The sequence below is a fragment of the Caballeronia sp. dw_276 genome (assembly GCF_018449635.1).
Classification (GTDB): domain Bacteria; phylum Pseudomonadota; class Gammaproteobacteria; order Burkholderiales; family Burkholderiaceae; genus Caballeronia.
Map to the genome: position 1 here is coordinate 180,183 of NZ_JAAVUV010000005.1, position 13,065 is coordinate 193,247.

Below are 13,065 nucleotides of genomic sequence, written 5' to 3' on the forward strand. Positions count from 1 at the left end.
GCGAGCACGAATTGACTAGCGCAGCGGCGCAGCATCTGCCGCAGGACGAGAATCCGCCGCGGGCGTTGCGCGGTAGACCTGTATTGTACTGCGCGGTGGCAAATGAAAAAGCCGTGTAGTCGACCGCTGATTCCCATGCCGTCCCGCGTCCTTTTAGAGCAGCGTCTACTTACCCGCTCTAATCGGTTCACGGATCAAGACTTCCGCAGGAATGTGCAAGCCTTCGTGCAAGCGGCGGATCATTGCGAGAGTCAGGGCGCGCTTGCCAGCCAGCACTTCGTAAACGCGATTTGCGCCGCCTATGTATTCCTGCATATCCGCGATCGACAGTTGCTCCTGCTCCATTCGAAACTTGATCGCTTCGATTGGATCAGGCCGTTCAAGCGGAAAATGCTCATCTTCATAGCGTCCAATGAGGACTCCGAGCAACTCCAGGCGGTCGCCTTCCAGCGTATTGGGTTCCGGGTCAATGTCAACAAGGGTCGACGCTTCCGCTAACGCGGCGCGATAGTCTTCCTCGGTGTGTAACAGCCGAATGTCCATAATTGATTACTCCATTTCCACGGTTTCCGCGTCAATCTTGTCGTACTCTGCATGCGTGCCTATGAATTTGATATAGACCGCACCGATCCGGTATGCAACAGCAACGATTAACCGGTACTCGTTGCCCTTGAGATTGAACACCACGCGGTTTCGTCCAACAAAGCTAGCGGAGGCATAGCGGTTCTTGATGTCCTGCGGACTCACCCACTTGGCTTTTGCGACTTCGTCGTGCCATGCCAAGGCTTGCTGCTTTGCCTTCGGGTGTTTTTGACAAAACCGTAGAATGGTTGGTTTGGCAAGGATTTGCATGAGTCAGATCGTAGTCCCAATTTGGGACTATGTAAAGACGTAGCCAGAACAGTTACGTGAAACGGTAAAGCGTGGATTCAGGCCGGAACAATTGAAGTCGGACTTGTTGAAATCAGTTCGGGAAATCAAGTCGGAACGCACGGCACCCGCAACTTACGCTAAGTAAGCTGCGGCACCCCACGCCACTACCGTACGACATCTCCCCTACTTCTTCTCCCCAGTCCCACCCGTCCCCGGCGGATTTGGAAACGGAAACGTGCTGAACATCGATTTCGCCTGGTTTTGCATTTGCTCCTGCATCTGCACGAACATGTTCTTCGATTGCTCGATGTAACTCGTCATCATTCCCTGCATCATGGGCGCCTGCATGTTCATGAACTGCGACCAGACTTCCGGATTCAGCTGCGTGCCATTGCCGCCATCGATCAAACCCTTCGACTGATCGGTCAGCTTGTGCTGGATATCGATGAACGCCTGGATATTCTTCTCCAGGTACGTGCCCATCATCCCCTGCATGGCGTTGCCATAGAAGCGGATGATCTGCGAAAGCATGACCGATGAGAACATCGGCAGCCCGCCGCTCTCTTCTTCAAGGATGATCTGCAGCAAGATGCTGCGCGTCAGGTCCTCGGACGACTTGGCGTCCATCACCTTGAACTCTTCCTGGTCGAGCACGAGCTGCTTGACGTCGGAGAGCGTGATGTAGGTGCTGGTTTCGGTATCGTAGAGCCGGCGATTCGGATATTTTTTTATGAGCCGTTCGGCGGATTTCTTTGTAGTGGTCATGTAACGCCTTTAAACGCAAAACTCAAACTGTGCCGGCGGACTTCATGCGCTTTCGCTTTCAACGCTGGGAAGCCACCGGTTCGTAGTGGGCGCCGGGTACGGTACGGGTGACACGGCGCGCAAGGTCTCCACGTTCTGCTGCGCGCGGTGCCTCGCACCCTCAGCCCATGTGCAGGCCGCCGTTCAACGAGAAGTCGGCGCCGGTCGAGAAACCCGATTCCTCCGATGCCAGCCACGCCACGATCGACCCGATTTCCTCCGGGCGTCCGAGCCGGCGCACCGGAATGGTCGCAACGATCTTCTCCAGCACGTCCGGTCGGATCGACTTCACCATGTCCGTGCCGATATACCCCGGCGAAATCGTATTGACCGTCACACCCTTGGTCGCCACTTCCTGGGCGAGCGCCATTGTGAAGCCGTGAATGCCGGCCTTCGCCGTCGAATAGTTCGTCTGGCCAAACTGCCCTTTCTGGCCGTTCACCGACGAAATATTGATGATGCGCCCAAAGCCGCGTTCGACCATGCCATCGATCACCTGCTTCGTCACGTTGAATAGACTCGTCAGGTTGGTATCGATAACCGCCGTCCAGTCTTCGTGCGTCATCTTGCGAAACACCACGTCCCGCGTGATGCCGGCGTTGTTCACCAGCACGTCGATCTCGCCGACTTCTGCCTTGACCTTGTCGAAAGCATTCTTGGTCGACTCCCAGTCGCCCACATTGCCTTCCGACGCGATGAACTCGTAGCCGAGCGCTTTCTGTTCCTCGAGCCATTTGACCCGGCGTGGCGAATTCGGCCCGCAACCCGCGACGACCGTGAAGCCGTCCTTGTGCAACCGCTGGCAGATGCTCGTGCCGATGCCACCCATACCACCCGTTACATACGCTACTCGTTTAGTCATTGCTCGCTCCGTTTATCGTTATGCGCGCTGGTACAGCGCACCGTGCCCGTTCGCACGGCCTCCCTACGGACGCTCGAGTGCGAGCGCCACGCCCATGCCGCCGCCGATGCACAGCGACGCCAGCCCTTTCTTTGCATCCCGTTTCTGCATTTCGTGCAGCAGCGTGACCAGGATTCGCGCGCCGGACGCACCAATCGGATGGCCGATTGCGATCGCCCCGCCGTTCACGTTGATCTTCGATGTATCCCAGCCCATCTGCTTATGCACCGCGAGCGCTTGCGCGGCGAATGCTTCGTTGATTTCCATCAGGTCCAGGTCGCCGACGGACCAGCCCGCGCGCTCCAGACAGCGCTTCGATGCCGGCACCGGGCCCATGCCCATGACCTTCGGATCAACGCCCGCGTTCGCGTACGCCTTGATGCGCGCGAGCGGCGTGAGGCCGAGCGCATCCGCTTTTTTGGCCGACATCACAATCACTGCAGCGGCGCCGTCGTTCAAGCCGGACGCATTGGCCGCGGTCACGGTGCCTTCCTTCGAGAACGCCGGTTTCAACGATGCCAGCGATTCCGCCGTCACGCCGTGGCGCACGAATTCATCGGTGGCGAAGCGCACGGGGTCGCCTTTGCGCTGGGGAATCTCGACGGGCACGATTTCATCGTCGAAACGGCCCGACTTCTGCGCCGCTTCCGCCTTGTTCTGCGACAAGGCCGCGAACGCGTCCTGGTCCGCGCGCGAGATGCCGTATTCCTTCGCGACGTTTTCCGCGGTCACACCCATATGGATGGAATTGAACGCGTCCCACAAACCATCGACGATCATCGAATCGATCAGCTTGGCGTCGCCCATGCGGAAACCATCCCGCGAACCCGGCAGCACGTGTGGCGCCGCGCTCATGTTTTCCTGGCCGCCCGCGACCACGATGTCGGCATCGCCGGCAATGATCGCGTTCGCCGCAAGCATCACGGCCTTCAGGCCCGAGCCGCACACCTTGTTGATGGTCATGCCCGGAACCGCGTTCGGAAATCCCGCCTTGATGAGCGCCTGACGTGCCGGATTCTGGCCTGAGCCGGCCGTGAGCACCTGGCCGAGGATCACCTCGCTGATCTGCTCCGGCTTGAGGTTTGCGCGCTCCAGCACCGCGCGCAGCACGATTGCGCCCAGATCAGGCGCGGCGATCTTTGCCAGCGACCCGCCGAATTTGCCGACTGCCGTCCGTGCGGCCGATACGATCACTACGTCTGTCATTTTCAGTTTCCTTTGAGAATCGAAAGTGGTGGCCCGCCTCAGGGGGCCGCGCCTGTAGCCCGCTTGCCGTTTTTCTGACGATGCACGCGGCGCGCTGAACAGCGCCCGCGTCATGCGTGATTACCCGCCTACTGTTGACCCGTCGCGGCTGAAATGCAATCGGGTCTGGTCCGCATGCCGCTCACTGGTCCCGCTGCAGGACATAGCGTCCCGGCGCCGGCTCGATCACCGGAAAATCCTCGGATCCCAGCGCCGGCTTCGGCTTCACTTTCTTGCCGCCGTAACCATCGAGCCACGCGGTCCAGGCGGTCCACCAGCTTCCCGGATGCTCGGTCGCGCCTTCGAACCAGTCGTCGGCGTTTTCGGGAAGGGTTTTATCGTCCGTGTCGAGCTTCCAGAAACTGCGCTTGTTCTTCGACGGCGGGTTGATGACGCCCGCAATATGCCCCGATGCGCCGAGGACAAACGTCTGCGGCCCGGTGAGCAATGGCGCGGACGCATAAGCCGCCGTCCACGGCACGATGTGATCCTCGCGCGATCCGTACAGGAACGTGGGCACATCGATCAGCGACAAATCCACCGGCTCGCCACACGCTGTCAACTCGCCAGGATTGCGCAGCCGGTTTTCCAGATACGTGTTGCGCAGATACCAGACAAACATGGGCCCGGGAAGATTGGTCGAATCGCTGTTCCAGTAAAGCAGATCGAATGCTTGAGGCGTGCGGCCCTTCAGATAGTTGTCGACCACGTAGTTCCACACCAGGTCGTTCGGGCGCAGATACGAGAAGGTGTTCGCGAACTCGACGCCGCGCATCAGGCCCGCCGGCGTCCCATCCTTGCCGCCGATGGTCTGCTCGCGCATCTTCACATGCTGTTCATCGATAAACACATCCAGCACGCCGGTGTCCGAGAAATCGAGCATGGCGGTGAGCAAGGTCATCGATGCCGCCGGATGTTCCCCGCGCGCGGCCAGCACGGCGAGCGCGGTCGCGAGCATGGTGCCGCCCACACAAAAGCCGAGCGTATTGATCTGCTCGCGTCCGCTGATCTGCTTGACGACATCGATAGGCGTCAGCACGCCTTCACCGATGTAATCGTCCCAGGTCTTGTGCGCAATCGACGCATCGGCATTACGCCACGAGATCATGAAAACCTGATGGCCGGCGTCGAGTGCGTGGCCGACGAGCGAACCTTCGGGCTGCAGGTCGAGAATATAAAACTTGTTGATGCAAGGCGGCACGATCAACAACGGCCGTTCGCGCACGGTCGCGGTATGCGGCGTGTACTGGATCAGTTGCAGCAGGTCGTTCTCGAACACCACTGAACCCTGCGTGGTCGCGATGTTCTTGCCGACCACGAAGCCAGATTCATCGCTTTGCTGGATCTTGCCGCGCTGCATGTCGGCGAGCAGATTCATCATGCCTTTTTGCAGACTTTCGCCGCGGCTTTCGATCAACGCCTTCTGCGCATCCGGATTCAACGCAATGTAATTGCTCGGCGATGCCGCCGCTGCCCATTGCTGCACGGCGAACCGGATCCGCTCGCGCGTCTTGGCATCGCCTTCGACCGCTTCGGCAAGCTCTTGCAAGTAACGCGCGTTCAGCACGTACCATGCGGCCGCAAATGCAAAACCCGGTGCGGCCTGCCACGCGGCGCCGCTAAAACGCCGGTCCTTCAATGTCGACAGATCAATGCTTTGCGCGCTCGCCTGCTTGACCAATTCCGTGGCGTCGCGCGAGAAATTGGCCTGCAATTCCTGCAGGCGTTGCGGCGCAATTGCGGCCGTGGGGATCTTCGGCATGGCGGGTATGCCGGGCATCGACGGGAACATGGATTGGATGTTGCCGCCGCCGCCGGGAAAACCCGCAAAGCCCGGGATGCCACCGAAGGCCGCGAACGGATTCGCCGCCGCGGTTGTTGACCCCGAACCTGGATTCGCTTGTGCCGCGAGCTTTTGCCACGAAGAAGGATCGGCGACCGAACGCCATGTGTTGAGCCATTGCTCGAACATCTTTTGCACGGCGGCGGGGTCCGCGCCGGCCACGCCGAATGGCGTACTGGATGTGGTGGTTGTATCCGTGGCCTGAGCTTTGGCCGAAGGACGCGACGAACCGGATGAAGATGAGGAAGACGATCTGGAGGCAGCCATATCCGCGTTTGACCTAAGCGTCCCGAGAGACTGAGTTGCTGATAGAGGCGTGACGTGGAGCCGCGTCGGGGATCATCGCGAGTGAAGTGCCGCGCGCTTTAATCGCCCGACAAACGCCCGACCGCGATGATGTGACCTTGCTTGCGCCGTGCGCTTTTGTGAAACATTCTTGCTCCACGGTGCAAGGTGTGTCAATGCATCGACTTGATTTTGACGCAGTGCGATATTTTTTTCATCATCGTTTTCCCGATGTAATCAAACGATCGGACAATGAAATTTGCTGCGCAACATGAATGCGGTGAGACGCCGGTGCTTCGTGGTGCGCAGAGCAGTGAAAGGATCAGTCGGCGAGCCAGGTCAGCGCGGCCATGCGCCCGGTTGTCCGCTCCCGCCTATAGGAATAAAACCGCTCGGCTTCGGTCATCGTGCAATGCGCCCCGCCATGGATGTTCTGCGGCAGAACGCCCGACAGTTCGAGCCGCAGTCGGGCGAGTGCGTACAGGTTGGCGAGATATTTGTGTTTTTGCTCGCGCGGGACGAAAGCGGCGACAACCGTGTCGCAGTGCGCGGGATCGGACGAACTCACGAATGCGTCGAGTACATCCTCGCCGACCTCGAAGGCCGATGGTCCAATTGCCGGTCCAAGCCATGCATGCACGCTTTCCATTCGCGCGCCGGCGAGCTTGGCAACATGCACCGCCGTCTTTTCCACGATTCCGCCCGCAAGACCCCTCCAGCCCGCATGTGCGGCGCCGACCGCGCGGCCGGCGCTATCGCAGAAAAGCACTGGCAGGCAATCCGCGACCATCACCGCGCAGACCACGCCCGGGCGGTCGGTCGCGGCGGCATCGGCTTTGACCGCCAGCGCGGGAGAACCCGCACAACGGTCGATTACTTCGCCCGCGTCTTCGATCTGCACACCGTGAACCTGCTCCAGCCACGCGACAGGCGCGCCCGTCAGCTCGACCACGCGGCGGCGGTTTTCCAGCACCGCTTCAGGTGCGTCTCCGGTGTGCATTCCGAGGTTCAGGCCGCCGCGGCCGTGAGCGCCCCCATACGGCCCTTCGCTCACACCGCCGTTGCGCGTGGTCGCGAACGCGTGCACGCGCTTCGATACCTTGGAAGGTCCGCTCGACCATTCAGGCCACAGGCAATTGTCGTGACGAAGCGGCCGGGCCAGGAAATCCGCGCGGGAAGACTCGCTCATCGCGCTCACTCCTCGTCGTCATCTTCGTCGTATTCGATCGGCTGAGACTCATCCCAGCCGCCGCGCGCGCTGGCGTCGTATCCTTCTTCCTCGATGAAATCCTCGTCTTCCGGATCGAGATCCGTTGATTCATCGCGGCCGAGTCCCAATTCCGCCGCCAACGCTTCAATATCGTCCGGCACGTCCGCGCGCCAGCTTATCTCACGGCCCGCTGTAGGGTGGATCAGGCCAAGACGCCAGGCATGCAGCGCCTGCCGGTTGAAACCATCGGGCAGCGGCTGCACCGAGCGCTTGCCGCGCGCGTGACCATAAATCGGGTCGCCGAGCAGCGGATGGCGGATATGCGCGCAATGCACGCGAATCTGGTGCGTGCGGCCGGTATCGAGATCGCAATGCACGGCGGACACGGGCTGTTGGTTCCACATTGCCCGGTCGATCGTGCGGTAATGTGTACGGGCGTACTTGCCCGATGCGCTCTCCACCACCGCCATGCGCGTACGGTCGCGCGGATCGCGGCCGATGGGGGCATCGATCGTGCCTTCATCCGGCATCGTCCCCCATACCAGCGCGACGTAGCGGCGCTTCACCGTGCGCGCCTGCAACTGGCGGGTAAGGATGGTCTGCGCCTCCAGCGTGCGCGCGACGACCATGAGCCCCGACGTCTCCTTATCCAGCCTATGCACGATACCCGCGCGCGGCAGACCCGCGGCAGCATCGCCGTATCGATAAAGCAGGCCGTTCAGCAGCGTGCCACTCCAGTTTCCGGCTGCCGGATGCACGACCATGCCGGCCGGTTTGTTGATGACCACGAGCGCATCGTCCTCGTAAACAATGTCGAGCGGCACGGGTTCCGGCGTGAATGCGAGCTGCTCGGGCAGCAGGTCGGGAATCAGCGTGATGGTGGCGCCCAGCGGCACGGGTTGCCGGATCTTGGCTGGCGCGCCGTCGACCTGCACGCGCTGCGCATCAATCCACGTCTGCAGTCGGCTGCGCGAAAATTCCGGGAACAGGCGCGCCATGACCTTGTCGAGGCGCTCGCCGGCGTATTCGTCCGGCACGGCAATCGTGCGCGGGGTTTCGGCATCGGCGCGGCGCGCATGAAGGTTGGTGGACACAGGCGTGCCGTGCGTTTCGGTTGCAGAGCCGGACGCCGCCGCGGATGCGGTCAAATCGTCCGGACGTGCGTCGTCGGCCGATGCGCTTGGGCTATAATCTTTGCTGCGATCTTTGGTACGACTTGTACTTGAGCGGGTCATTTAGACTGAAAGCTGGGAATTAGCCAGAAAGGCATGAGCTAGAAAATGCAAGCACTGATGCGAGCCGTGAATCAAGCTTTGAAAACCGTTTTGAACCCTGTGCGCCAGTTAATCAGGCTATCGTCGAATTCGTCTGTCAGGGTTGCTGCGCTGGCTGCGGGTGCCGTCATTGTCGCAGGCTGCCATGGCCTGCCCGAGAAAACTGACGAAACGGCAACGTGGAATAACGGGAAATTATACTCGGAGGCGCAGGATGCGCTGACCGGCGGCGACTTCGGCAAATGTGCGAAGTATTTCGAGAACCTCGAAGGCCGTGACCCGTTCGGACATTTTGCGCAACAAGCACAGATCAACGTTGCGTACTGCAACTGGAAAGACGGCGAAACCGCATCGGCTGATGCCGCCATCGACCGGTTCATCAAGCTGCACCCGGATCACCCGGACATTGCCTACGCGTATTACCTGAAAGGCATGATCCACTTCAACGACGACCTCGGTCTGTTCGGCCGCTTTTCCGGCCAGGACATGAGCGAGCGCGATCCGAAGTCGCTGCGCGAATCCTACGACGCGTTCAAGGTCGTGGTTGACCGTTATCCGCAAAGCAAGTACGCACCGGATGCAGCGCAACGCATGCGTTATATCGTGAACGCACTTGCTTCGCATGAGGTTCATGCCGCGGATTATTACTATCGCCGTGGTGCTTATGTGGCTGCGATCAACCGCGCGCAACTCGCAATCCGCGAGTACAAAAACGCGCCGGCGACGGAAGATGCATTGCATATCATGATGCTGTCGTACGGCAAGCTCGATCAGCCGCAACTGGAAGGCGACACGAAGCGCGTGCTGGCCGCCACGTTCCCGGATAGCCCGTATGTCACGGGCAAGGCGCGACCGGGCAAGGACAACAAGTCTTGGTGGCAGATCTGGTAGCAGTTTGATTCGCGGTGCATAGAAACAAAAAACCCGGCTTTTCCAAGCCGGGTTTTTTGTTGCGTGCTCGATTGAATCGATGCGCGGTGCTTATTCGTCCGCCTCGGCCACCGCTGTTTCCGGATCGGTGAAAAACGCGCGAACCACTTCTATTTCCCGTGTGCGCTTGAACGGCGGCAGGCTTTGCCAGATCCGCCGGCCGTAGGGTTTATCGACGAGACGTGTGTCGCAGATCATCAGCACGCCACGATCCGTTTCCGCACGAATGAGGCGCCCCGCGCCCTGCTTGAGCGTGATCACCGCCTGCGGCAACTGATGCACGGCGAACGGACTCAAGCCCTTCTTCGTCAACGCATCCAGTCTCGCCGACAACACCGGATCATCGGGCGGCGCAAACGGCAACTTGTCGATAACAACCAGCGAAAGCGCGTCGCCGCGTACGTCCACGCCCTCCCAGAAACTTTGGCTACCGACCAGGATGGCGTTGCCATACGAACGGAAACGATCGAGCAATTCGGTGCGGCTCGCGTCACCCTGAACCAGCAGCGGGTAATCCCAGCCGCGCCGCTCGATGGTGTCCCGCAACCGGTTCGCAATGCGATCGACTGCGCGCAGCGTGGTGCATAGGAAAAACACGCCACCCTTCGATGCTTCGATGACAGGCAAAGCGGCATCGAAAACGGCATCGGTGAAATTGGGCGAGGACGGTTGCGGCAAGTTACGCGGCACGTAGAGCAAGCCTTGCTCGGGATAATCGAACGGGCTTGGCAGCGTCATGGAGCGCCGCGCGTTCAGGCCCATCTGCGCGGCGTAATGCGTAAAGTCGCCCCGCACCGACAAGGTCGCCGATGTAAAGATCCACGCACGCGGCACGCCCGCGCGCTGCTTCGAAAAAATCGGTGCAACAGACAGCGGCGTTTCGTGCAACTGGACCGTGTGCGAGAACACTTCGATCCATCGGACCATCTCGTTCGGATCGGCTTTTGCAGCCGCTTCCTTTTCTTCAGCAACGGCTTTTTCCACGGACGTCGGCGGTGCGGTCCAGCCGCCCAGCAAACCCTGTAATTCCCGTGCCCGGCGCTGCAACGCGCCAAGCGATTCAGCACGTTCAGCGTGCGCGTTCAGTGCAGCCGTGAGGGCGTCGAGATGTTCTTCGAGCGTCTCCAGGGCATCAAATAATGGATGATCGTCGGCGAGCTGGCCGAGCGACATGCGCACTGAATCTTCCCTGAACGCGAGCCGGACATCCCGTGCAGCACGTTCGAGCGCGGCGCCGAGCTTCGTCCAGTCGGAGAAGTCGCGCGCGTGGCTCAAGCCCTCCGCGACGGCATCGCGTGCAAGTTCCAGGAACTGCGTGGTGGAAACGGTCTCGCCGAAAAACAGCGTCGCGGTTTCGGGCAGTTGATGCGCTTCGTCGAAGATGATGGTGTTCGCAGTCGGCAGCAATTCGGCCATGCCGGTGTCGCGGAGCATGACATCGGCGAAAAAGAGGTGGTGATTCACGACCACGATATCCGCCTGCTGTGCCTCGCGCCGCGCCTGCATGACGAAGCATTCCTTGTACTGCGGGCATTCCTGTCCAAGGCAATTGTCGCGCGTGGACGTGACCATCGGCCAGACGGGCGAGTTCTCCGGGACGCTCGCGAGTTCAGCCTTGTCGCCGGTATGCGTAATCTTCGCGAAGCGGATGATTTCCTGCAGATGCGCCGTGTCCTGGCGCGTCGGCAAGCGTCCGTTGTCGGCGGTGCGCTGCAAATAATAGTGGCACAGGTAATTTGCGCGGCCTTTAAGCATTGCGACGGAAACCGGCACCGCCAGCGCGTCACGCACGGTCGGGATATCGCGCTGGAACAACTGGTCCTGCAAGTGCTTGGTGCCGGTCGAGACGATCACCTTGCCGCCCCACAACATGGCCGGCACGAGATACGCAAAGGTCTTGCCCGTCCCCGTGCCCGCTTCCACGATCAGCGTGTTTTCACCGCCATCGACGCCTGTGGATGCGGTCGCGAGACCGATCTCGTCCCCGTTTTCTTCAACCACGACCGGCGCATCCGATGGCCCCAGCTTTCGCGCCGGGCGACGTTGTGCGTCGAACATGGCGGGCTCAGGCATGGCGCGGCCGGACGCTTCCATCGCGGCGGCGACTGCGCGCGCCATGTCGATCTGCGATGCACGGGAACGATAGCCATCGATTTGACGCGCCAGCAGACCCTCGGCGGCAAAGATCGCGTCGAGTTCCGTGCGGCGTTTTGGTGCGAGCGCGAGCGAGAGCGATGTGTCGGCGACACCCGCTTTCGCGGCCGGCTTCAGCACGGATTCCGCGTTGTCTGTGAGGGCGTTGTCGGGCGAATTCAAAGGGACGTTCCTGCTTTGTAGCTTGGGCTTTGTTGCCGCGCGTGGGGCCAAGCTGTTCGACGCACGCGCGGCTGAATCGCGTGACGGCGTTTCAGCGCGCGTCCGGTTCCAACTGTAACTGCAGCAGGATGATCGTGTCCTTGACCTTGAGCTTGCGCTTTTTCAGGCGCCTGATTTCCAGCTCGTTGATGCCAGGCACGTCCGCCATCTTGCCGATCAGGCTGTCCAGGCCATGATGCTCCGCCTGCAACTGCCCGATACGCTCGCGGATCGTGCCCGTGTCCACTGCTGCTGCAGGATATGCATGCATGTTCGGCTCCTCTCGTCGCGGCGAGCCGCCGGAAATGACTGGCGGCGTCGCCCGAGATTGCTGTCCACATCCAGACTTTCGAAAGCTTACTTCGGTTGTTGTTGCTGCTGTTGCTTGAGTTGCTCTTGATGCGCACGATCCGCGGCGTCCTGAGCGGCACGCTGCTGCTGTTTCGCCGCAGCTTCCTTCTGGCGGGCCTGAACCTCCGCCTGATGCTCGGCGGCGTCGCGTTGCTTCGCCTCGAAACGTTCAGCCTTTGCGTCACGATCACGCGCGTCCTGCGCGCCACGCGCAGCGGCATCGTCGAGCTTCTTCTGGTAGTCCGCCTGCTTGCGGTCGTAGGCTGCCTGGTTCTGAGCGCGCTGCGGCGCTTCGGCGGTGCGTTGCGCTTCGGACAGTGCGTTCTGGCGTTGCTTCTCCGCGAACGATTCCGCGCTCGCCTTTTCCGTTGCCGCACGTTGCGGCGCGTCCGCTTCGTACTGCGCGCGCTTGATCGCGGTTTGCTGATCGCGTTGCTGCGCGTGTTGGAGGCGTTGTTCGTCGTCCAGCGCCAACTGTTCCTTGCGGATCTGCTGGCTCACGTCGCGTTTGGCTGCGCGCGCGGCGTTGAGGCAATGATTGACGAAAAAGTCGCTGTAGCAATCGTGCTGCTTGAGCGCATAACGATAGTTGTTTTCCTCGCTGCGCACATCCAGCGCTTTCTGACGCGCGCCAAAACCGTTCGTGTCCTCAGACGGGCTCCCGGCATTGGCGCCGTTCGCTCCAGCGTCGTCGAGCGGCGATTCCGTGACCGACGTATTCGGATTGATCGGCTTGGGCGTCTGCGCCATTGCCCCTGGCGCAAACCCCGCGCAAGCGAGCATGACCGATACGGCCGCGAGCGGACGAAGCCATTGCGAGAAAAAACGCACAGCATCGCCCGATGCGGTCAGGCCGGTCGAGGCGAACGATTCGACTGGATCAGTCGGCAAAACGGACAAAAGGCGGGAGGTCGGCAACGTGATAGCCAGCGTGTTGGACAAAGTATGAAATGCAGCTTCTACGATGCCGAAATTCTATCACCGCGCGCCGGAG

Annotated in this window: 12 protein-coding genes; 1 reads left to right on the top strand and 11 read right to left on the bottom strand. The window is 60.9% G+C overall.

Features of this window, described 5'->3' with window-relative positions; translation table 11 throughout:
* Positions 1–165 precede the first annotated feature (165 nt).
* The 8 genes from HB633_RS12200 to HB633_RS12235 form a co-directional block, all read right to left on the bottom strand.
* On the bottom strand, positions 166–543 hold the full coding sequence (locus HB633_RS12200; RefSeq protein ID WP_213778369.1) for a transcriptional regulator: 378 nt from the start codon (positions 541–543) through the stop codon (positions 166–168).
* 6 nt (positions 544–549) lie between these two features.
* Complete coding sequence (locus HB633_RS12205; protein WP_213778370.1) at positions 550–852, bottom strand: type II toxin-antitoxin system HigB family toxin; 303 nt, start codon at positions 850–852, stop codon at positions 550–552.
* Between the two features lie 204 nt (positions 853–1,056).
* Positions 1,057–1,638: a polyhydroxyalkanoate synthesis repressor PhaR gene (phaR, locus tag HB633_RS12210; protein WP_056353687.1), complete on the bottom strand. Its 582-nt coding sequence runs from the start codon at positions 1,636–1,638 to the stop codon at positions 1,057–1,059.
* A gap of 160 nt (positions 1,639–1,798) precedes the next feature.
* On the bottom strand, positions 1,799–2,539 hold the full coding sequence (locus tag HB633_RS12215) for a 3-ketoacyl-ACP reductase (RefSeq protein ID WP_213778371.1): 741 nt from the start codon (positions 2,537–2,539) through the stop codon (positions 1,799–1,801).
* A 63-nt stretch (positions 2,540–2,602) separates the two neighbouring features.
* Positions 2,603–3,784 (bottom strand): acetyl-CoA C-acetyltransferase, encoded by a 1,182-nt coding sequence (locus HB633_RS12220; protein WP_213778372.1) that lies wholly within the window; start codon positions 3,782–3,784, stop codon positions 2,603–2,605.
* Between the two features lie 181 nt (positions 3,785–3,965).
* The gene (phaC, locus tag HB633_RS12225; protein ID WP_255580922.1) at positions 3,966–5,795 is read right to left on the bottom strand and encodes a class I poly(R)-hydroxyalkanoic acid synthase; all 1,830 of its coding nucleotides are present in this window, start codon (positions 5,793–5,795) and stop codon (positions 3,966–3,968) included.
* A 478-nt stretch (positions 5,796–6,273) separates the two neighbouring features.
* Positions 6,274–7,140, bottom strand: a complete 867-nt coding sequence (gene pgeF, locus HB633_RS12230) for a peptidoglycan editing factor PgeF (RefSeq protein ID WP_213778374.1) — start codon at positions 7,138–7,140, stop codon at positions 6,274–6,276.
* A gap of 5 nt (positions 7,141–7,145) precedes the next feature.
* Positions 7,146–8,396, bottom strand: a complete 1,251-nt coding sequence (locus HB633_RS12235) for an RluA family pseudouridine synthase (protein WP_213778375.1) — start codon at positions 8,394–8,396, stop codon at positions 7,146–7,148.
* Between the two features lie 57 nt (positions 8,397–8,453).
* Between HB633_RS12235 and HB633_RS12240 the strand changes: the two genes are divergently transcribed.
* Positions 8,454–9,326, top strand: coding sequence for an outer membrane protein assembly factor BamD (locus tag HB633_RS12240; protein WP_213778636.1), 873 nt, complete (start codon positions 8,454–8,456; stop codon positions 9,324–9,326).
* A 90-nt stretch (positions 9,327–9,416) separates the two neighbouring features.
* Here HB633_RS12240 and HB633_RS12245 read toward each other — a convergent pair whose 3' ends face one another.
* The 3 genes from HB633_RS12245 to HB633_RS12255 form a co-directional block, all read right to left on the bottom strand.
* Entirely contained in the window at positions 9,417–11,636 is a 2,220-nt protein-coding gene (locus tag HB633_RS12245) for an ATP-dependent DNA helicase (RefSeq protein WP_255580923.1), read from the bottom strand.
* A gap of 136 nt (positions 11,637–11,772) precedes the next feature.
* A complete protein-coding gene (locus HB633_RS12250; RefSeq protein WP_060856278.1) occupies positions 11,773–11,991 on the bottom strand; it encodes a DUF465 domain-containing protein in 219 nt (72 codons plus the stop codon).
* 86 nt (positions 11,992–12,077) lie between these two features.
* Complete coding sequence (locus tag HB633_RS12255; protein ID WP_346730304.1) at positions 12,078–12,989, bottom strand: colicin transporter; 912 nt, start codon at positions 12,987–12,989, stop codon at positions 12,078–12,080.
* Between the last annotated feature and the right edge of the window lie 76 nt (positions 12,990–13,065).

What these genes read in the sequence shown, in the direction of transcription:
- phaR (WP_056353687.1), bottom strand. Translation starts at nt 1,638, where the DNA reads ATGACCACTACAAAGAAATCCGCCGAACGGCTCATAAAAAAATATCCG.
- HB633_RS12220 (WP_213778372.1), bottom strand. Translation starts at nt 3,784, where the DNA reads ATGACAGACGTAGTGATCGTATCGGCCGCACGGACGGCAGTCGGCAAA.
- phaC (WP_255580922.1), bottom strand. Translation starts at nt 5,795, where the DNA reads ATGTTCGAGCAATGGCTCAACACATGGCGTTCGGTCGCCGATCCTTCT.
- HB633_RS12240 (WP_213778636.1), top strand. Translation starts at nt 8,454, where the DNA reads ATGCGAGCCGTGAATCAAGCTTTGAAAACCGTTTTGAACCCTGTGCGC.
- pgeF (WP_213778374.1), bottom strand. Translation starts at nt 7,140, where the DNA reads ATGAGCGAGTCTTCCCGCGCGGATTTCCTGGCCCGGCCGCTTCGTCAC.
- HB633_RS12200 (WP_213778369.1), bottom strand. Translation starts at nt 543, where the DNA reads ATGGACATTCGGCTGTTACACACCGAGGAAGACTATCGCGCCGCGTTA.
- HB633_RS12235 (WP_213778375.1), bottom strand. Translation starts at nt 8,396, where the DNA reads ATGACCCGCTCAAGTACAAGTCGTACCAAAGATCGCAGCAAAGATTAT.
- HB633_RS12205 (WP_213778370.1), bottom strand. Translation starts at nt 852, where the DNA reads ATGCAAATCCTTGCCAAACCAACCATTCTACGGTTTTGTCAAAAACAC.
- HB633_RS12215 (WP_213778371.1), bottom strand. Translation starts at nt 2,539, where the DNA reads ATGACTAAACGAGTAGCGTATGTAACGGGTGGTATGGGTGGCATCGGC.
- HB633_RS12250 (WP_060856278.1), bottom strand. Translation starts at nt 11,991, where the DNA reads ATGCATGCATATCCTGCAGCAGCAGTGGACACGGGCACGATCCGCGAG.